Origin of the sequence: Janthinobacterium sp. SUN118 (genome assembly GCF_030397695.1) — a bacterium.
Classification (GTDB): Bacteria; Pseudomonadota; Gammaproteobacteria; order Burkholderiales; family Burkholderiaceae_D; genus Janthinobacterium.
This window is the reverse complement of sequence record NZ_JAPUBV010000001.1, coordinates 1,619,564-1,637,525: the sequence shown is the minus strand read 5'-3', so window position 1 is coordinate 1,637,525 and position 17,962 is coordinate 1,619,564. Positions and strand designations below refer to the sequence as shown.

The 17,962-nt window shown below is 64.2% G+C and carries 18 protein-coding genes; 4 read left to right on the top strand and 14 right to left on the bottom strand.

Going from position 1 to position 17,962, the window contains the following annotated elements:
• Position 1: 1 nt before the first annotated feature.
• Together O0880_RS07475 and O0880_RS07470 are read right to left on the bottom strand one after the other, a co-directional pair.
• Positions 2-1,819: a DUF4153 domain-containing protein gene (locus tag O0880_RS07475; RefSeq protein ID WP_289885845.1), complete on the bottom strand. Its 1,818-nt coding sequence runs from the start codon at positions 1,817-1,819 to the stop codon at positions 2-4.
• 90 nt (positions 1,820-1,909) lie between these two features.
• Positions 1,910-2,347, bottom strand: a complete 438-nt coding sequence (locus O0880_RS07470) for a hypothetical protein (RefSeq protein ID WP_289885844.1) — start codon at positions 2,345-2,347, stop codon at positions 1,910-1,912.
• A gap of 82 nt (positions 2,348-2,429) precedes the next feature.
• Between O0880_RS07470 and O0880_RS07465 the strand changes: the two genes are divergently transcribed.
• A complete protein-coding gene (locus O0880_RS07465) occupies positions 2,430-2,813 on the top strand; it encodes a MerR family transcriptional regulator (protein ID WP_289887311.1) in 384 nt (127 codons plus the stop codon).
• A gap of 25 nt (positions 2,814-2,838) precedes the next feature.
• Entirely contained in the window at positions 2,839-3,231 is a 393-nt protein-coding gene (locus O0880_RS07460; protein ID WP_289885843.1) for a DUF4952 domain-containing protein, read from the top strand.
• 58 nt (positions 3,232-3,289) lie between these two features.
• Here O0880_RS07460 and O0880_RS07455 read toward each other — a convergent pair whose 3' ends face one another.
• From O0880_RS07455 to O0880_RS07440, 4 genes are all read right to left on the bottom strand, one after another.
• A complete protein-coding gene (locus O0880_RS07455; RefSeq protein ID WP_289885842.1) occupies positions 3,290-3,931 on the bottom strand; it encodes a choice-of-anchor C family protein in 642 nt (213 codons plus the stop codon).
• Positions 3,932-4,157: 226 nt separating this feature from the next.
• A complete protein-coding gene (gene aceA / locus O0880_RS07450) occupies positions 4,158-5,456 on the bottom strand; it encodes an isocitrate lyase (RefSeq protein ID WP_289885841.1) in 1,299 nt (432 codons plus the stop codon).
• Positions 5,457-5,812: 356 nt separating this feature from the next.
• Complete coding sequence (rraA, locus tag O0880_RS07445; RefSeq protein WP_289885840.1) at positions 5,813-6,307, bottom strand: ribonuclease E activity regulator RraA; 495 nt, start codon at positions 6,305-6,307, stop codon at positions 5,813-5,815.
• A gap of 32 nt (positions 6,308-6,339) precedes the next feature.
• Entirely contained in the window at positions 6,340-7,590 is a 1,251-nt protein-coding gene (locus O0880_RS07440) for an MFS transporter (protein WP_289885839.1), read from the bottom strand.
• A 130-nt stretch (positions 7,591-7,720) separates the two neighbouring features.
• Between O0880_RS07440 and O0880_RS07435 the strand changes: the two genes are divergently transcribed.
• Positions 7,721-8,491: a helix-turn-helix transcriptional regulator gene (locus O0880_RS07435; RefSeq protein ID WP_289885838.1), complete on the top strand. Its 771-nt coding sequence runs from the start codon at positions 7,721-7,723 to the stop codon at positions 8,489-8,491.
• Here O0880_RS07435 and fliD read toward each other — a convergent pair.
• From fliD to alr, 4 genes are all read right to left on the bottom strand, one after another.
• Positions 8,488-9,873 (bottom strand): flagellar filament capping protein FliD, encoded by a 1,386-nt coding sequence (gene fliD / locus O0880_RS07430; protein ID WP_289885837.1) that lies wholly within the window; start codon positions 9,871-9,873, stop codon positions 8,488-8,490. The genes O0880_RS07435 and fliD overlap by 4 nt on opposite strands.
• A gap of 242 nt (positions 9,874-10,115) precedes the next feature.
• A complete protein-coding gene (locus O0880_RS07425) occupies positions 10,116-10,436 on the bottom strand; it encodes a PilZ domain-containing protein (RefSeq protein ID WP_289885836.1) in 321 nt (106 codons plus the stop codon).
• A 131-nt stretch (positions 10,437-10,567) separates the two neighbouring features.
• Positions 10,568-11,944 carry a DNA repair protein RadA gene (gene radA, locus O0880_RS07420; RefSeq protein ID WP_071322857.1) on the bottom strand — a complete coding sequence of 459 codons (1,377 nt, stop codon included), beginning with the start codon at positions 11,942-11,944 and terminating at the stop codon, positions 10,568-10,570.
• Positions 11,945-12,023: 79 nt separating this feature from the next.
• A complete protein-coding gene (gene alr, locus O0880_RS07415) occupies positions 12,024-13,115 on the bottom strand; it encodes an alanine racemase (RefSeq protein ID WP_289885835.1) in 1,092 nt (363 codons plus the stop codon).
• Between the two features lie 245 nt (positions 13,116-13,360).
• Here alr and lplT point away from each other — a divergent pair, with 245 nt between their 5' ends.
• Complete coding sequence (lplT, locus tag O0880_RS07410) at positions 13,361-14,623, top strand: lysophospholipid transporter LplT (RefSeq protein ID WP_071322855.1); 1,263 nt, start codon at positions 13,361-13,363, stop codon at positions 14,621-14,623.
• A 198-nt stretch (positions 14,624-14,821) separates the two neighbouring features.
• On the opposite strand, the gene O0880_RS07405 is transcribed toward lplT, so the two are convergent.
• From O0880_RS07405 to tsaB, 4 genes are read right to left on the bottom strand one after another with little or no spacing between them, the layout of a single operon-like run.
• A complete protein-coding gene (locus O0880_RS07405; protein ID WP_289885834.1) occupies positions 14,822-15,778 on the bottom strand; it encodes a DUF1853 family protein in 957 nt (318 codons plus the stop codon).
• Positions 15,765-16,694 (bottom strand): uracil-DNA glycosylase, encoded by a 930-nt coding sequence (locus O0880_RS07400; protein WP_289885833.1) that lies wholly within the window; start codon positions 16,692-16,694, stop codon positions 15,765-15,767. The genes O0880_RS07405 and O0880_RS07400 overlap by 14 nt, the downstream gene beginning before the upstream one ends.
• Complete coding sequence (rimI, locus tag O0880_RS07395; protein WP_071322852.1) at positions 16,691-17,200, bottom strand: ribosomal protein S18-alanine N-acetyltransferase; 510 nt, start codon at positions 17,198-17,200, stop codon at positions 16,691-16,693. The genes O0880_RS07400 and rimI overlap by 4 nt, the downstream gene beginning before the upstream one ends.
• On the bottom strand, positions 17,197-17,922 hold the full coding sequence (gene tsaB, locus O0880_RS07390) for a tRNA (adenosine(37)-N6)-threonylcarbamoyltransferase complex dimerization subunit type 1 TsaB (RefSeq protein WP_289885832.1): 726 nt from the start codon (positions 17,920-17,922) through the stop codon (positions 17,197-17,199). Before tsaB ends, rimI begins: the two co-directional genes overlap by 4 nt.
• Between the last annotated feature and the right edge of the window lie 40 nt (positions 17,923-17,962).

The following is a 17,962-nucleotide window of genomic DNA, read 5'->3' as shown; positions in this document are numbered from 1 at the left end:
TTTACGGGCCCGGCGCCGTCTCATCCGGGCAGCTGACCTCGTCTTCCTGCGTATATAAGGTCATCGGCACGCGCTGGCCGTCCACTTCCAGCTCGCGCACCTTCGGCGGCACCAGCTGGAATTGGCCGGCCTGCAGCTTCTCGCGCAGGGGCTTGCAGCGCAGGGCGTCCGTGGGGATTTGCCCGCGCGCATGCCAGCTGCCGTCGTCCTTCTCCGCCAGCAAGACCGACGAGGCGCGCGGGTCATTGCTGATCAGCAGCACATCCTGCTTGCCATCGCCGTCGAAATCGAGCAGGTAGGCGTCGCACTGCGGCCCTGCCCGCTTCAAGCAGGCGGGCAGGCGCCAGGCCGGGCCCACTTGCGTCCAGTCCTGGCGCAGGAAACTCTCCGGCAATTTTGCCGTCGCCGGGCGCAGGGTCAGGTTGATCGACACGTCGCTCAGGGCGCCCGTCTCGTCGAGCCGGTTCTGGCGCTTGAGCATGGCGTCGGCGCGGGCCCGCACGACGGCAGCATCGGCGCCCGTCGTGCGCGTCTTGAGTTCCTGCAAGGCCGCTTGGCCATAGCGGGCGCCCTGGAAGCGCAGGTATTCGAAGTCGAACTTGTCCACGCTCACCTTGCCGCTGTCCAGCCGCGCCATCTGGCTGGCCACGGAAATGCGGGCCGGGTCGGCCAGCGGCGAAAACAGGGCGAACAGCACCAGCAGGGTGACGCAGGCGGTGGCGACGTTGACGTTGGCGATCAGGTGCAACCAGTCGCCATACTTGCTGGCGGCCCAGGCGTAGCCGACGGCGTAGCAGGTGGCGATCAAGAGGCAGGCGGCGGCGATCAGGCGGTCGGCCGTCCAGCCATGCGACATCACGCGCAGGGTCAGCGCATAGATGGCGATGCCCACCACCCACGGCAGCAGCAAACAGGCCAGGCGCGTGCCGAGGCGGATGCCGCGCGCCACGCCATGGCCCACTTCGCCATTCTGGAAAGCGGCATTGATCAGCACCACCAGCACGCCGGCCATGCCCAGCAGCACGGACGCCGCATGGCGCGTGGCCCACAGCCGTTCGAAGCCGATGAAGGGCAAGGTCAGGAGGAAGCCGGAGACGAGCACGGCGGCGATCGGCACCAACCACGACAGCAGCACCAGCAGCAGGGTGCGGATGCCGCGCACGATGGACGGGCGCACGTCGGTGATGTGAATGGCGAAGGAAAAGGCGAAACAGATGACGGGAATCACGAACCACGCCTGGCCCAGCAGCTTTTTCAGGAAGCTCAGCTTGATCAACAGGAACAACTGCCCGCCCAGCCACAGCACCAGCCACAGGCCCAGCACGAACAGCAGGGAAAACAGCAGCTGGATGCCCAGCTTCCAGGCGATCTCGAAATACGTGGGATAGCGGGCGATGCGCTGGCCATCCTGGGCGCTGGCCAGCACCAGCGCATGGGCGATATAAAAGCCCACCACGCAAAAGCCGAACAGCTGGGCGGAAATCACGCGCAGCGGCGCACCGGGCTTGTAATTGCCCCAGATCACGTGTTCGGCGCCGCGCGCCACGTCGTGCCAGGCCAGCACGGCCAGCACGGCGGCCGCGCCGGCCATCCACAGCACGATGCGCTTGAGCGACATGTGGCCCAGGCTGGACACCAGCAGCACGGGCAACAGCAAGCTGATCAGCATCAGCGGCCCCAGCAGGTAGGCTTCCGTGGCGGGCCACACCTTGTCCTGCGCCGTGCTGTACAGCCAGTACAGCAGCAAGCCTTGCAGCAGGCCCGTCACCAGGCGCGTCACCGCGATGCGCGGCGCCACCACCGGATCGAGCAAAGCCATGTTTTTTCCAGCGGCGTCCTGCTGCATAGTGCATCCTTTATCAGTCGTTCATTGCCATATTTCACGACGCATTATTGCATTTCGTTATCGTCATCTCAACAACGATTCGTGCGCCGCCCCTCCCCGCGTACCCCCGCGACGCTGCAGCGGCAGGCTCTGCGCGAGGCCCCAGGCCAGTTCCGGCACGATGAACAGCCACAGCACGGGCTGTCCCGTCACCAGCAGCGCCCACGCCATCCACAGGGAAAACAGGTAGCGCGCCGCCGCGTCATAGCGGCCCAGACGCGGCTGCGGATCGACGATGCGCAACATGGACCAGACCATCACGACGCTGCCCAGCAAGCTGCTGATGAGCAAATGGAACGGCTCGAAGACAGGCAAGGGCACGCCGCCCAGGCGCACATTGACGGTGCTCAGGTGCTCGCGCAAGAGCAGGAACGTCCACGGTGTGGCAAACGCGGCCGTCATGAATACGTCGTAGATGGCGCTGGCGCGCACCAGGCGGCGGAAGGCGGAAAGGGACAACATGGGGCACTCCTGTCAGTGGAAAGCGCCCATGATCAGGGCTGGAGTACACTCCATGGTCAAGCATTTCATGAAAGAACATCCCATGCAGATCGGCGAGATGGCGCTGGCGACGGGCTTGAGCCGCGACACCCTGCGCTTCTATGAGAAGCGCGGCTTGCTGCGCGCGCGGCGCGGCGCGAATGGCTACCGCGACTATCCGCCCGAGGCGGCCGACTGGCTGCGCTACCTGCGCACGGCGCAGCAACTGGGCTTTACCCTGGCGGAAATCGAGGCCGACATGCCGCTGCTGGCGGCCAGCGGCGACCCCGCCACGGCCGAGCTGCTGCGCGCGGCGCTGGTGCGCAAGCTGGACGATATCGACGCGCGCATCGCGGGATTGACGCAGTTGCGCGGCGAACTGGCGCGGCGCCTGGAGCCGCAGGCGGCCGCATGTCCATTGCGGGGAGGCGATCTTGGCGGGAATTAAATAGGCTGCCGGGCTGCCGCCATGGATGTTGCAATCGGGCGCGGGCGGTGCGCAGGACGCCGCACCGGCCTGCGGCGACGTGCTGGCCTGGCCGGGCCGGAAGCCCGCGCATCTCGTCTGCCAGGGTTGCCAGCAGAATAGGCAACGCCAGGACCAGCCGTTCGAGGTGCGCTGCCAGGTGGAGGACCAGCATGCGCTGCAGGCGGACGCGTATCTGCGGCGCGCCCATGGCTTGCCCAAGCTCCAGCGCTATTGCTGCATGTGGGACAGCACGCCCCATTCCTGGCGCGACCGCCGTACGGGCTACGGCTACGTGCTGCTCATGGCTACGGGCGAAACGCCGGTCAGGACGCGCGCCGCCTGGCCGCGGATCGGGCACGTTGTCGTGCGGGCCGACGGCTACGCGCAAGGCCCCTGAAAGACAAAAACCGCCTGCGCGATGCGACAGGCGGTGTTGACGTGGGGCAAAACCGGGATTATTTGGCGGCCTTGCGGCGGCGCAGGAAGCCCATCAGGCCCAGGCCGGCCAGCAGCATGGCGTAGGTTTCCGGTTCCGGCACGGCGGCCATCACGGCCACATTGTCGATCACGGCGCCCGAGTAATTGTCGAACGGCGTGCCGGCCTTGGCCGCGCTGGCAAACGACAGCGTCGCCAGGCCCGTGGACGCGGCAGTGAAGCTCAGGCTGTTGCTGTACAAGGTATTCGAGGCGCCTGCCGTCGAGTAGAAATCCTGCGCCACGCCGCCAAAGCTGACGGCCACGCCCTGGCCTGCCGGACCGTTCGGATTGCGCGCCATGTCAAAGCTCAGGTTATATGTCTGGCCGGCCACGACACTGAAGCTTTGCGACAGGAAACCGGGGCCTGGCGTGCCCAGCAAGTCGATGCTGTAGCCGTCGATGGCGTTGTAGGCATTGCGGATCAGGTCGACCGAGGAAGCGCCCACGTTCCAGCCCGTAATCGCGGACGAGCCGCTGTTGACGACCTGGAAGCCGCTGGCAAACGTGTAGCCGGGCGCGACGGTTTCGAAGTCGCCATTCGTGATCAGGTTGATGGGGCTGGCGCTGGCGGTGCCGGCTGCAAACAGGGCAAGGACGGCGGCGATGGCGGTGATTTTCATGGTGTGATTTCCTTGCCTTGTTGATAATTAAGTTACCTTAAGTGAAATCATATCTCAGCTTTGATGAAAATCAAAGAACTTTGCAAAAGAATATTGAATTTATCCAAATTGCAACACCCATCTCAGGCCGAGGACGAAAAAAGCCACGGCGTCCATCGTCCGCCGTGGCTTTCCCGTGGGCGGAGATGTGCCTCCCCTGCCCGTCTCCTCCTGCCTGCGATAACGGTCAGGCCACCTGCTTGGCCTCGAAAAACTGCTCGTCTTCCGTCGAGCCATGCAGGGCCGTCGTCGAACTTTGCCCCTGCTGGATGGCCTGCGTCACGGCGTCGAAATAGCCGGTGCCCACTTCGCGCTGGTGCTTGACGGCCGTAAAACCCTTGTCGGCCGCCGCGAATTCCGCTTCCTGCAATTCCACAAAGGCCGACATCTGCCGGCGCGCATAGCCGTGGGCCAGGTTGAACATGCCGTAATTCAAGGCGTGGAAGCCGGCCAGCGTGATGAACTGGAACTTGTAGCCCATGGCGCCCAGTTCCTTCTGGAATTTGGCGATGGTGGCGTCGTCGAGGTTTTTCTTCCAGTTGAACGAGGGCGAACAGTTATAGGCCAGCATCTTGCCGGGGAACTTAGCATGCACGGCGTCGGCGAACTTCTTCGCAAACGCCAGGTCGGGCTTGCCCGTTTCGCACCAGACGAGGTCGGCGTACGGCGCATACGCGAGCGCGCGCGCGACGGCCTGGTCGAGGCCCGCGCGGGTCTTGTAAAAGCCTTCCACCGTGCGCTCGCCCGTGCAGAAGCGGCTGTCGTTGTCGTCCACGTCGGATGTCAGCAAATCGGCCGCTTCCGCATCGGTGCGGGCGATGACGAGGGTCGAGGCGCCCATCACGTCGGCCGCCAGGCGCGCCGCCGTGAGTTTTTCCACCGCTTCGCGCGTCGGCACCAGCACCTTGCCGCCCATGTGGCCGCATTTCTTCACGGAAGCGAGCTGGTCTTCAAAGTGCACGCCAGCCGCGCCCGCGTCTATCATGGCCTTCATCAATTCATAGGCGTTCAGCACGCCGCCAAAGCCCGCTTCCGCATCGGCCACGATGGGCGCGAAGAAATCGACGTCGTCCTTGCCTTCCGACCATTGAATCTGGTCGGCGCGCAGGAAGGTGTTGTTGATGCGCTTGACGACGGTGGGCACGGAATTGGCCGGGTACAGCGACTGGTCCGGATACATTTCACCGGCATTGTTGGCGTCGCCCGCCACTTGCCAGCCGGACAGATACACGGCTTTCAAGCCCGCCTTGACCTGCTGCATGGCCTGGTTGCCCGTCAGCGCGCCCAGCGCATGGACGAACGGTTCATGCTGCAGCAGCTGCCACAGCTTGTCCGCGCCGCGCCGCGCCAGCGTGTGCTCGACCTGCACGGAGCCGCGCAGGCGCACCACATCCCCGGCCGTGTAATTGCGTACCACGCCTTGCCAGCGCGGATTGCCGTCCCAGTCTGCCTGCAAGGCTGCTGCCTGCTCTTCACGCGTTGCCATGGTGTTTCTCCTATCGACATGCCAGGTTGGAAGGACGTCCGTTGAGTAAATCATAGGCTGCTTTGCGCGCCGCAGCAACAGTCTTATATAAGACATATAACTTAAAATTTTACATATGAAATCAATTGCTTAATGATGATTTTTCAGGATGCGGAAGAGTATTTCTCTGCATGGGACAGCCACGGGCACCCCGCCAGTCACGCCATTGCACCATGTGGAATACCATCCACGGTGATGAAAAGCGGCGCCTGCCACCAGCATAGCGTCCAGCTCGCCAGTGGATTTGTGCGGCGACAAGCGGGGCAAAAAAAAACGCGCCCGAAGGCGCGCATGGCGGATGACCAGATGTGTCCCGCTTAATCGAGTTGCTGGCGCGCCACGAGGATGCCGTCCGCATCGGCATAGATCCAGTCGCCCGGTTGCACGGTCACGCCGCTGACTTGCACGCGCACGTCGCGCTGGCCGGCGCCCGTCTTGTTGCTCTTGCGCGGATGCGTGGCCAGGGCCCGCACGCCGATCTGGCAGACATGGATTTCCTCGCTGTCGCGGATGCAACCGTCGACGACGATGCCGGCCCAGCCATTGCTGTCGGCCAGCACGGCCAGCTGGCCCCCCACCAGCGCGCGGCGCAGGCTGCCGCCGCCGTCGATCACCAGCACATGGCCCTGACCCGGCGTTTCCAGGGTGCTGCGCACGAGGGCGTTGTCCTCGAACACTTGCAAGGTGGTGGCGGGGCCGCTGAAACGCACGCGCTGGCCGAAGGCGCGGTAGACGGGCGGCAACACGGCCAGGGTGCCGTCGTCCAGCATGGCAGCATGGTCGTCGCACAGGTCGGTGGTGGCAAAAGTCATGCTTACTCCCTCAGTGACAGATAACAACGATTCTATGCCTTTTGCAGCGCCGCGGCACGCGTTTTACCGCCCACGCCGACGGCCGTGGCAATCGCCAGCGCCTGGAACACGCCGATGAAGACGAACAGCAGGGCCGGATGGTTGCCATCCAACAGCGCGCCAAAGAACAGGGGGCCGACGGCCAGGCCGCTGTCGAGACCCGAATACACGACGCCATACACGCGCCCCGTGGCGTTCTTCGGCGCCGCCGCGCGTATCATCAGGTCGCGCGACGGTCCCGCCACGCCCGAGGTCAAGCCGATGGCGCCCATCAGCACGACGGCGCCCCAGGCCGGCACGACGGCCATGGCCAGCAGCACGGCCAGCAGCGCGGCGGCGGAAAAGGCGATCGCCACGTTGCGGTCCGGCTGCTTGCTGCGCGCGCCGACGATGCCGCCGGCCAGCATGCCCACGGCCGATGCCAGCATATAGGCTGTATAGGCGCTGGTGGCCAGCGCCAGGCTCATGCCGTACAGCTTGACGAGGGCCACGCTGGCAAAGCTCTGGATGCCGCCCAGGGCGATGGCGGTAATGAAGAAGAAGGCAAAGCACATCCACACGGCCGGCAGGCGTAAGAAGTCCAGCGTGCCTTCGCCGCCGGCCGGCTGGCCCGGCGCGGCCTTCTTCAGCGGCTCGGGGCGGATGGCGTGGCGGTTCAGGAACAGGACCAGCAGCACGGCGAACGGCAGCACGGCCGCGCATTGCAGCGCCACCCGCCAGTCATAATTTGTAGCGACATACGTCATGAACAGGGGCGCCAGGGCCCAGCCGATGTTGCCGCTGATGCCATGCACGGAAAAGCCGTAAGCCACGCGGGCCGCCGAGACGCGCTGGTTGAGGATCGTGTAATCGGCCGGGTGGAACACGCTGTTGCCCATGCCGGCCAGCATGGCGCCCAGCATCAGGGCCGCATAGCTGTGGGCGGTGGACAGGGCCAGCGCCGACACGCCCAGCAGGAATACGCCGGAAAACAACACGGCGCGCGCGCCGAAACGGTCGACGACGAAGCCGGCCAGCGCCTGCCCCACGCCCGAGATGATGAAAAACACCGTCATCAGCAAGCCCAGCTCCGCATACGACAGGCCGAATGCGGGTTTCAGCCAGACGAACAGGGCCGCCAGGATCAAATGGTAGAAATGCGACACGCCATGCGCCAGGCCCACCAGGGCGATGACGCGCGCGTCGCTGCGCAACGATGGTGGCACATGCGGCGGCAGGTGCGTTGCCGAGTTTGTTGTTATCATGTCATACCCTGTCTTATACTGGTGAAGCTCAAGTGTATGCAAAATATCATCGTCTGTTTTCCGACAGAACGACATAATTTATCGAATTAAGGCCAAGCTGATGGGTGTACCTATCCTCCACCATACTCGCATGTGTCCGCCACGGGAGGCGCCCAGCGCGACCATCCCCGTGACCATGATCGCGCGCGACCTGCAGCCCGATGAATTTCTCTTGCCGCACACCCATCCCTGGGGCCAGGTCACCATGGCGCTGGAAGGCGTGCTGCGCATCACGGCCAACAACAGCAGCTGGGTGCTGCCGCCCATGCGCGCCATCTGGATCGCGCCGAATGTGGAACATGCCGTCACGATACTGGAAAAAACCCGCTTGCGCCCGCTGTGCATCCATGCCGCGCGCGCGCCGTTCACGGGCAGCGACTGCAAGGTGCTGGAAGTGTCGAGCCTGCTGCGCCAGCTGATCATGGCGCTGGAACAGCTGGACCCGGGCCAGGAACCGGCGCGCGAAGCGCTGCTGGCTGAACTGATACTCGATGAATTGAAGCGCTCGGGCACGCGTCCCATCCGCGTTCCCTTGCCCAGCGACAAGCGCCTGAAGACCCTGTGCGACAGCCTGATCGACAAACCGGGCCTGAACCAGACGCTGGAACACTGGGCGCAGCTGGTGGGCGCCTCGGAGCGCACCCTGGCGCGGCTGTTCGAACGGGAATTGGGCATGAGTTTCGGCCAGTGGCGCCAGCAGGTGCGCCTGGCGCACGCGGCTCCGCTGATCGCGCGCGGCGTGCCGCTGTCGCAGGTGGCCGAAGAGCTGGGCTACGCCAGCCAGTCGGCCTTTTCCGCCATGTTCAAGAAGACTTTCGGCAGCTCGCCGTCGGCCTTCTTTGCCCAGGGTGAACGCCCTTAGGCCATGAAGTCGAACAAGGAATTCTTGCCCGTATAACCGGGCAAGGCCGAATTCAATCCCATCTGTTCCTGCGCCGAATACGCTTTTACCAAGGCCTGCGCCTGCGCCGTCAGCGCCTTCGCCAGCACGGCTTTCTTGTTGGTGAGGGTGGTGATTTCCTTGCCGACCGTTTGCACTTCCTTGCGGATGATGCTCGTTTCGCCCGTCAGCTCGCCGATCTTGCTCGCGAACTGGTCGGCCACACCCTTGCCGTTATTCGTAAACAGCTTGCTGACGGCATCGGGATCGGCCGCGATGGCCGCCTTCAGTTTTTTCTCGTCGAGCACCAGCTCGCCGCTCTTGCCCAGGGTCACGCCAGCGCTGCCGAGAACGGAGGCGGGCACGCCCGTGCTGGCCGTGCGCAGCACCTGTTCCATCTGCGAACGCACCTGGCCCAGCGCCGTATCGGATTTCAAGTCGCCCTGCTGCAGGCTCTGCAGCTTGTTGTTGAGCTCATTGTAGGCGGTGACGAAACTGGCCACGTTGCTGGCGATCTGGCTGCTGTCCTTGGCAATGACGAGGTCCGTCGTGCCCTTCTTCTTCAATTCGATGGTGGCGCCTTCGATGGCCGTCGTCAGGGTGTTCGTGGCGCTCTTGATTTCCTTGCCGTCGACGGTCAGCAGCGCGTCTTGCGCGGCCACCGTCTGCTGCATGCCCTTGGCCGAGCCCGGCGCATACGCGAGCAGGTTGCTGACGGCCGCGTCGCCAGCCACGCTGATGCGCATGCTGCTGTCGGCGCCGCTCTTGCCGTTCAGCGCCAGCGAATAGCCATCCGGTCCCTTGACGACGCTGGCGTCGATGCCCTGCTGCTTGAGCGCGGCGGCGATGCCGTCCAGGCTATTGTTGCTGCTGTCGATGGTGAGCGAAATGATCTTGCCGCCGCCGGCCGTGAATTGCTTGCCGTCGGCCGTGCCCAGTTCGATCTTGACCAGTGCCGGCGCGCCCGTGCCGATCGGCGTCGTCGACGACTTCTGCGCCCCGCTGAGCAGGGTCTGGCCCTGCGCCAGCTGCTTGACGTTCAGCTCGTGGCTGCCGCTGGCGGCCTTGTCGGTGGTGGTGGCGCTGAGCACATCCTTGGCGCTCGGCGTGGCCGAGGTGGCCAAGCCGCTGCCGGACATGTTCTTGGCCACGGTCTGGAATTTCGCCAGCGCCGATTGCAGCTGGCCCAGGCCCGAGAACTTGGCCTGGTCGCGCGCCAGCGAGGCGTTGAGCTTGACCACGCCCGTGTTCTGCGACTGCATCTGGCGCTCGACCTTGGCATACACGTCGGCCGAGATATTGCCCTGCGTGGTCTGCTGCGTATTGTTGGTGTAGGCCCTGCTGTTGATAGTCGAATTAAACATGGTGGCTTTTCATCCGGTGAGGGGGTGCGCCCACGGATCGGCATGACCGTGCGCGGCGTCTACAAGAGATGAGGCGGCAAACGCTCATGCGCGGCAGCGTCGTCTCTACTGATTGATAATTATGCAGCATGGCCAAAAGATCAAAACAGCGAGCAGAGCCATGTTTACCGCAGTGCATTGCCTTTGCACCATTTTAGCGCATTTCTACAGCGCCGCCGCTTGCGCGCAGGCCGATGGCGCGGCTAGCGCATGAACTTGGAAATGGCGCTGCTGACGGCCATGTCCAGGTGCTGGAAAGTGAGTCCCACCTTGAAACCGGCACTGCTGAAAATGCAATGCGACACGGACGTGCGCGCCTCGATGATATGCGCCTTGCCATCGTAAAACAGCTCGAACAGCACCTTGCCCTGCTTGCCTGTCGGCACCGGATCGGCCACCACGGCCGACATGCCGCCCGGCCCCACGTCAAGCGTGCGCGCCGCCACGGGGCCCGCGCCATCCATCACCAACATTGCCTTGGCACGCAATATCTTGCGTGCGCCCTGCCTTTGCTCAACTGACACTGTATTCCGCTTCTCTATCAATTCATGGTCGACGCGGATTCACGAGGTGAATCCATCGGACAAATATTATAGTTCTAAACGGAAATTTAGTTTGACTTGTCTCAAGCTTGGCATTTAAACCATACCAACTTTTACTCGTGGTCGCGCAACTTGTTGAACGCTTCGTCGATGCGCTCCACGCCGATGACCTTGATGCCGTCGATGGCTTGCTTCGGCAAGTTCGACTTGGGTACCACGGCCAGGGTAAAGCCCAGCTTAGCCGCTTCGCGCAAGCGCTCCTGGCCCCGCGGCGCGGGACGGATTTCGCCGGCCAGGCCCACTTCGCCGAACACGACGAGCCCGCGCGGCAGCGGCTTGTTGCGCATCGACGAGTTAATCGCCAGCAACACCGCCAGGTCGGCCGCCGGTTCCGTGATCTTGACGCCACCGACGGCGTTGATGAAGACATCCTGGTCGAAGGCGGCGATGCCCGCATGGCGGTGCGCCACGGCCAGCAGCATGGCCAGGCGGTTTTGCTCGAGGCCGACGGACAGGCGGCGCGCATTCGGCAAGTGGCTGGTGTCGACGAGGGCCTGGATTTCCACCAGCAGCGGACGCGTGCCTTCCTGCGTCACCATCACGCACGAACCCGGCACCTGGTTGTCGTGCTGCGACAGGAACAGGGCGGACGGGTTCGACACGCCCTTCAAGCCCTTTTCCGTCATGGCGAACACGCCCAGCTCATTGACGGCGCCGAAACGGTTCTTGATGGCGCGCACGAGGCGGAAGCTGGAATGGGCGTCGCCCTCGAAATACAGCACCGTGTCGACGATGTGCTCGAGCACGCGCGGGCCGGCCAGCGCGCCTTCCTTCGTCACGTGGCCCACCAGAATGATGGTCACGCCCGTCTGCTTGGCCGCGCGCGTGAGCTGCGCGGCACACTCGCGCACCTGCGCCACGGAACCGGGCGCCGAGCTGAGGGCGTCCGAATACACGGTCTGGATCGAGTCGATGACCACCACTTCCGGCTTCAGATCGGCCAGCGTGGCGAGGATCTTCTCGAGTTGGATCTCGGCCTGCAGCTTGAGTTCCTTGGCGTCGATGACGAGGCGCTTGGCGCGCAGGGCGATCTGCGCGCCCGATTCCTCGCCGCTCACATACAGCACGCGCTTGTGGTGCGACATGTTCGCCAGCGCCTGCAGCAGCAGGGTCGACTTGCCGATGCCGGGATCGCCGCCGATCAGCACGACGCCGCCCGCCACCATGCCGCCGCCCAGCACGCGGTCGAATTCCTCGATGCCCGTGCCGAAACGGGGTACGTCGATGGCGTCGATATCGTCGAGCGACAGCACGGGCGCCGTCTGCGCCAGCGACATGTGCTGCGGATTCGAATAGCGGTTGTTGCCGCCCGTCTCGGGCACGGTTTCCACCATGGTATTCCACTGGTTGCACGAGGTGCATTGCCCCATCCATTTATTGCTGATGGCGCCGCAATCGCTGCAGGTGTAGATGGTCTTGACTTTTGCCATGGTGTACTTTGCCCGGTAAGGTGAAACTGCTGTCTATATATACAGTATATACAAACAGTGCGCTCGCGTCACTGTTGCCTCACCCCTCGGTCACGGGCACGCGCGGCGCCAGTGCGCACATCAGCTCGTAGCCGATGGTGCCGGCGGCCAGCGCCACCTCGTCGATCGGCATGCCCTGCCCCCATAAGGTCACGCTGCTGCCCACCCGTGCGCCGGGCACTGGCGTGAGGTCAACCATCAGCATGTCCATCGACACCCTGCCGATGAGCACGGTGCGCACGCCGTCGACCAGCACGGGCGTGCCCTCGGGCGCGTGGCGCGGATAGCCGTCCGCGTAGCCGCAGGCCACCACGCCCACCTTGACGTTGCCGGCCGCCTCGTAGCGGCTGCCATAGCCGACCACCTCGCCCGCGGCGATATCCTGGATGCCGATGATGCTACTGCGCAAGGTCATGGTGGGCAGCAAGCCGAATGCCTGCGCCGACGTGCCGCCGGGGGCGCCGCTGGGCGTGCCGCCGTACAGCATGATGCCGGGGCGCACCCAGTCGCTGTCGAGCCGGTGCAGCAGCAGGCCGGCCGAATTGCACAGGCTGCGCGGCAAGGGCGTGCCTATGCTGGCCGCGCCCGCCTCGAAGCGCAGCATCTGCTGCGCCAGCGGCATGCGCGTGGGCGCCGCTTCGTCCGCATTGGCGAAATGCGTCATCAGGGTGATCGTGCCGACATGCGGCATGGCGCGCAGGCGCGCATACGCGGCGGCCACGGCCTGCGGGGTGAAACCCAGGCGGTTCATGCCCGTATTCATTTTCAGCTGCACGTCGATGGGCCGCGGCAGGCGCGCCGCTTCCAGCATGGCGATCTGTTCAACACAGTGCACGCTGCCGCTCAAGCCGTACTGCGCCATCACGGGCAAGTCGCTGGCGTCGAAAAACCCTTCCAGCAGCAAGATGGGCTTGGTCCAGCCCAGTTCGCGCAAGCGCACGGCGTAATCGACCTCGACCAGCGCCAGGCCATCGGCTTGCGCAAAGCCCCGCATCGCCCGCTCCAGGCCATGGCCATAGGCATTCGCCTTCACCACGGCCCAGACCTTCGCGCCTTGCGCGCAGGCGCGGGCACGCGCCAGATTATGTTGCATGGCATCGAGATGGATGGTGGCGATCAGGGGCCTGGGCATATGCGTCGTTCACGGCAGGTGGGAAAGCCGTATTTTACCGGATGGGCCGGACGCGGGTCGGCAGGCGTGCACGATGGTCGCACACGACAGTATTTATAAAATGCTCATATGTATGTGTATTTTTCTACGGCAGAAAAATTAAGCTTCGCTTAGGCAAGACGATGCAAAGCGGGCCCGTCCAAACTTGGGGTTTGCCGTTTTTTCGTGGTATAAAGCAAGCCAGATATGATTTCAGGCATTCCAGAATGAATCGTGGTTTTTATACCATCATGGCGGCGCAGTTCTTTTCCTCGCTGGCAGATAACGCCCTCTTTTTTGTCGCCGTCGATTTATTGGTGTCCATGAAATCCCCGGCGTGGATCACGCCGCTGCTCAAACTGTCGTTCGTGCTATTCTACGTGCTGCTGGCCGCCTTCGTCGGCGCCTTCGCCGACGCCCTGCCTAAAGGCAAGGTCATGTTCATCGCCAACATGGTCAAGATCTTTGGCTGCGCCCTCGTCTTTTTCCACGTACACCCGCTGCTGGCCTACGCCGTCGTCGGCTTTGGCGCGGCCGTGTACTCGCCCGCCAAGTACGGCATCCTGACGGAATTGCTGCCGCCGGAAAAGCTGGTAGCGGCGAATGGCTGGATCGAAGGCTTGACCGTCACCTCCATCATCCTCGGCACCGTCATGGGCGGCGCGCTCGTCAGCGGCCACGTGTCCGACATGCTGCTGTCCTTCGACTTCCCGCTGATCGACACGGGCATCACCAACAAGACGGAAGCGGCCCTGTGCGTGGTGGTCGGCATCTACATCCTCGCCACGCTGGCCAACCTGAAGATTCCCGACACGGGCTGCGTGTATCCGCACCAGGAACGCAATCCTATCAAACTGATTACCGATTTTGCCAATTGCTATTCCATCCTGTGGAAAGACAAGCTGGGCCAGATCACCCTGGCCGTGACGACCCTGTTCTGGGGCGCCGGCGCCACCTTGCAGCTGATCGTGCTGGAATGGGCCAAGCAATCCTTGAACATGCCGTTCGACAAGGCGACCAGCCTGGTGGGCGTGGTCGCCATCGGCGTGGCGGCCGGCGCCGTGCTGTCGGCCCGCTTCATTCCGCTGCGCAAATCGCTGACCGTCATTCCGCTCGGCATCGCCATGGGCGTGATCGTCATGATGATGACGCAAGTGCATTCTGTGTGGATCGCCTACCCGCTGCTGATACTGATCGGCGCCCTGTCCGGCTTCTTCGTCGTGCCGATGAACGCCCTGCTGCAGCACCGCGGCCACGTGCTGATGAGCGCAGGCCATTCGATCGCCGTACAGAACTTCAATGAAAACCTGTCCATTTTGACCATGCTGGCCGTGTATTCCATCATGATCCGCCTGCACCTGCCGCTGAACATCATCATCACCCTGTTCGGCCTGTTCGTCGCCGGCACCATGTACATGATCATGCGCAAACACAAGCTGAACCAGGCCGAACACGACAATCTGTCGCTGATTGGCGAGCAAAAACATTAAGCAATGTGGCGTCGGATTACGCGCTACGCGCTAATCCGACCTACCGCGCTAATCTGACCTACGTAACTGAGCACCATAATCTGTCGTTGATTGTCTGTCGTTGATTGGCAAGCAGAAACACTGAAACACTCAACCCAAGCAAAGGATGGGGGCAGACCATCAGGGTCGAACCCCGGATTTCGTATTGGATTCAGAGTTTTAAATCGGTAAGCCACCTGCCAGCCGTCGCGCGGCAGCCTGCGCCGTCCAATCCTCGGGCACGACAAAGCCCCTCGCGCGCTCCACTTCCCAACCTTCGATATTATCCACCTGCGCCACCATCACCGGTTGCGCCAGATCAAACAACTGCGCTTGCAAGGCGGCCGCATCGAGCACCGCCACGTCGCGGCCCTTGAACGGTGCCAGCCACTGCAGGCGCGGCAGGACGACATAGCGCTGTCCCGCCAGCTGTGCGGGCGTGCACCAGAAGCCGTGACCATGCTCCAGGGAAATACCGTCGATGCGGGGCTCCGTGCCGGGGGCGTAGAACAGCCAGCCCTTGACGAGCGCCTGCGCCGCGCGCACCGGTTGCGCCAGCAAGTTTTGCGCGGCCGGATGGCGGGACAGGGCCAGTTGCTTGTCGAGTATCTTGCGCATCTTCAAGCCCAAGGTATCGGCCAGGTTGGGGCCGATCAAATGGTTGAAAATACCGGGATCGGGCGCGCCTTCGAGCAGGTAGAACTTGGTGGCAAATTCCCAGTGCAGCAAGGAATTGCCGTCGCCATTCATGTTTTTCAGCAGGAAGTCGAACTCGCCCACGGTGTCGTTGCGGTTGACCTGCACTTGCAAACCGTGGGCTTGCAATACACCATGTTGCTCAAAATAAAAGGCCAGCAGCTTTTCAGCATACAGGCCCAGGCGGGAATAGAATCGCGGCCCCAGCGCCGCTTCGAGCGGCGCCGGCTCCACCTGCAGTGCGTCCAGCCATGCGGCCACGGCGGGCGTGAGCGGCCCCAGGCTGGCGATGCGCCCACCCCAGTGGGCACTGGCCGGGGCCAGCAAGTCGGGCGAGTCGAGCAGCCAGGCCAGCGCCCGCACGTGGGGGCGGGTCAGGTGCCCCCAGCGCTGCTCGAAACGGGCGTGGAAGCTGTCGCTGGCCGTGTCAGCCGCGGGCATGCGTGCTTTTCGCCAGGCACAGGTCGGCCCAGGCGCGCGCCTTGGCCTTGCCCGTCTCATCCTGCAACAGCATTTCCGGATGGAAGGTCGCCACGACGGCAGCATTGCCCAGCTGGCGCACCTTGCCGCGCACGGGCTTTTCGCCCGGCGTGATGCCGGCGGCAGCCATCGAACCAAGGGTGACGATGGTGCGCGGTTGCAGCAGGGCCAGTTCGCGCTCGAAATACGGCCGGCAAGCGGCGGACTCGGCCTCTGTCGGCAAGCGTTCCTGTCCGGCATCATCGAGCGGACGGCATTTCAGCAAGTGGGTAATATACACATCGCGCCCCGCATCGACGGCGATGGCTTTCAGCATATTGTCGAGCAACTGGCCTTGTTCGCCCGGCAAGGCGCGCCCTTCCCGCTCTTCCGCACGCGAGGGGCTGCTGGCCAGCATCAGCCAATCGCCCTGGCGATCGCCACGGCCCATGACGACGCCCTTGCGCGTCTTGCACAGGTCGCAGCGCGCGCATTTGGCCACGGCCGCCGTCAAGCCTTCCCAGTCGAGGACGGCGATGTCGGCGTCGCTCAGCTGCCTGGCGGGCGGCGGCGCGGGCGCGTCGTCGAACCAGGCCGTGTCGTCCGCTGCGGCGGCTGGAACGGGCACGACGGCAACGGCGACCGGCGCCATCTCTGCCGCATCCGCCACGACGGCCACCTCGGCAGGCACCGCAGCCACGGGCGCAGGCGCTTCGGCTGCCGGCGTTGCGGCCACCGGCACGGGGACGGGTGCCGGCGCCGTCACGGGCGCGGCAACGTCCACGGTGGCAACGACGTCCGCCAGCGCTGCTTCGGCGGCCTCGGGCGCGGCGCCCTGGCGCAGGCGCCACAGGGGGCCGACGCCCATTTCATCGAGGAAAACGGCGCTGCGGCTCATAAGGTATAACGCATCACGATGGCGTCCTCACGTTGCGAGTTACTGGCCGGATAGTATCCCTTGCGCCGGCCTATCTGTGCAAATCCATAGCGCTGGTAAATATCGAGCGCGCGCACATTCGACGGGCGCACTTCCAGCAGCATCGATTCCATGCCCAGCTGGCGCGCGCAGGCGCAGGCCTGGTTCAGCAGGAAACGGCCCAGTCCCTGGCCCTGAATGGCGCCGTCGACGGCCACGTTGAGCAAATGCGCCTCGTCGACGACCAGCATCAGCAGGAAGTAGCCGAGCAAGGTGCCATCCACGTCGCGCAAGACCCAGGCCGGGTAACCGCTCTGCAGCGAATCGACAAAGTTGCCATGCGTCCAGGGATGCGGATATACGCGCTGCTCCAGCGCCAGCACTTCGGCCAGGTCCGCTTCGCCCATCGGCTGATAGTCGAGGCGCAGCAAGTCCCAGCCGGCTGCGCTGTCGGCCTGCGTTACCGCATCCTTGCCCGCCTCCCTCATTGCACGGACTCCGCGGCCGCCTTGGCGGCCTGCATGTCCAGGCGTTCGGCGCTCGTGTAGGCGATCTTGTTGCGCAAGTACAAAGGCTGGGCATCGGCCGCCTTCACGACGTGGCCGGCGGCAAAAGCGATGCGCGCCAGCTGCGCCACCTGCACGGCGTGCGGCATGATGGCGGCATCGGCAGTGGCGGCGCAGGGCAGCGCGGCCAATGCCTCGGCATACGCCGTGAAGCCATTGCCGCAGCCGGCGACGTCGCCTTGCGGCGCCACGCCGGCCGGCGCGCTCAGGGCCGGCGGCAAGACGGCTTGCAAGCCATCCTGGTAATCGTATTGCGCCCAGTACACTTCACCCATGCGGGCGTCGAGCACGGTTACGATGCGTTGCGCGCCATGCTGCTGATGGCACGCAAGCGCCATCGCATCGAGGGTGACGACGGGCACGACGGGCAGGCTGGCGCCATAGGCCAGGCCTTGCGCGATGCCGCATGCCGTGCGCACGCCCGTAAACGAACCGGGACCGGAGCCATAGGCGATGGCGTCGACCTCGGCCAGGGTCACGCCCGCTTCGGCCAGCAGTTCTTGCACCATCGGCAAGATGGACTGGGAATGGGTGCGCACGCCCGAGGAAGAGCGGGACAGGACGGCATCGCCGCGCAGCAGGGCGCAAGACGCGAGTTCCGACGAAGTTTCAATAGCAAGCAGGGTGGGAAGTAAGGTAGACATAGCGTATTTTACCCTGCCGCGCCATGGCGCGGCACTCCCC

What these genes read in the sequence shown, in the direction of transcription:
- O0880_RS07475 (WP_289885845.1), bottom strand. Translation starts at nt 1,819, where the DNA reads ATGGCTTTGCTCGATCCGGTGGTGGCGCCGCGCATCGCGGTGACGCGC.
- O0880_RS07470 (WP_289885844.1), bottom strand. Translation starts at nt 2,347, where the DNA reads ATGTTGTCCCTTTCCGCCTTCCGCCGCCTGGTGCGCGCCAGCGCCATC.
- O0880_RS07465 (WP_289887311.1), top strand. Translation starts at nt 2,430, where the DNA reads ATGCAGATCGGCGAGATGGCGCTGGCGACGGGCTTGAGCCGCGACACC.
- O0880_RS07460 (WP_289885843.1), top strand. Translation starts at nt 2,839, where the DNA reads ATGTTGCAATCGGGCGCGGGCGGTGCGCAGGACGCCGCACCGGCCTGC.
- O0880_RS07455 (WP_289885842.1), bottom strand. Translation starts at nt 3,931, where the DNA reads ATGAAAATCACCGCCATCGCCGCCGTCCTTGCCCTGTTTGCAGCCGGC.
- aceA (WP_289885841.1), bottom strand. Translation starts at nt 5,456, where the DNA reads ATGGCAACGCGTGAAGAGCAGGCAGCAGCCTTGCAGGCAGACTGGGAC.
- rraA (WP_289885840.1), bottom strand. Translation starts at nt 6,307, where the DNA reads ATGACTTTTGCCACCACCGACCTGTGCGACGACCATGCTGCCATGCTG.
- O0880_RS07440 (WP_289885839.1), bottom strand. Translation starts at nt 7,590, where the DNA reads ATGATAACAACAAACTCGGCAACGCACCTGCCGCCGCATGTGCCACCA.
- O0880_RS07435 (WP_289885838.1), top strand. Translation starts at nt 7,721, where the DNA reads ATGTGTCCGCCACGGGAGGCGCCCAGCGCGACCATCCCCGTGACCATG.
- fliD (WP_289885837.1), bottom strand. Translation starts at nt 9,873, where the DNA reads ATGTTTAATTCGACTATCAACAGCAGGGCCTACACCAACAATACGCAG.
- radA (WP_071322857.1), bottom strand. Translation starts at nt 11,944, where the DNA reads ATGGCAAAAGTCAAGACCATCTACACCTGCAGCGATTGCGGCGCCATC.
- alr (WP_289885835.1), bottom strand. Translation starts at nt 13,115, where the DNA reads ATGCCCAGGCCCCTGATCGCCACCATCCATCTCGATGCCATGCAACAT.
- lplT (WP_071322855.1), top strand. Translation starts at nt 13,361, where the DNA reads ATGAATCGTGGTTTTTATACCATCATGGCGGCGCAGTTCTTTTCCTCG.
- O0880_RS07405 (WP_289885834.1), bottom strand. Translation starts at nt 15,778, where the DNA reads ATGCCCGCGGCTGACACGGCCAGCGACAGCTTCCACGCCCGTTTCGAG.
- O0880_RS07400 (WP_289885833.1), bottom strand. Translation starts at nt 16,694, where the DNA reads ATGAGCCGCAGCGCCGTTTTCCTCGATGAAATGGGCGTCGGCCCCCTG.
- rimI (WP_071322852.1), bottom strand. Translation starts at nt 17,200, where the DNA reads ATGAGGGAGGCGGGCAAGGATGCGGTAACGCAGGCCGACAGCGCAGCC.
- tsaB (WP_289885832.1), bottom strand. Translation starts at nt 17,922, where the DNA reads ATGTCTACCTTACTTCCCACCCTGCTTGCTATTGAAACTTCGTCGGAA.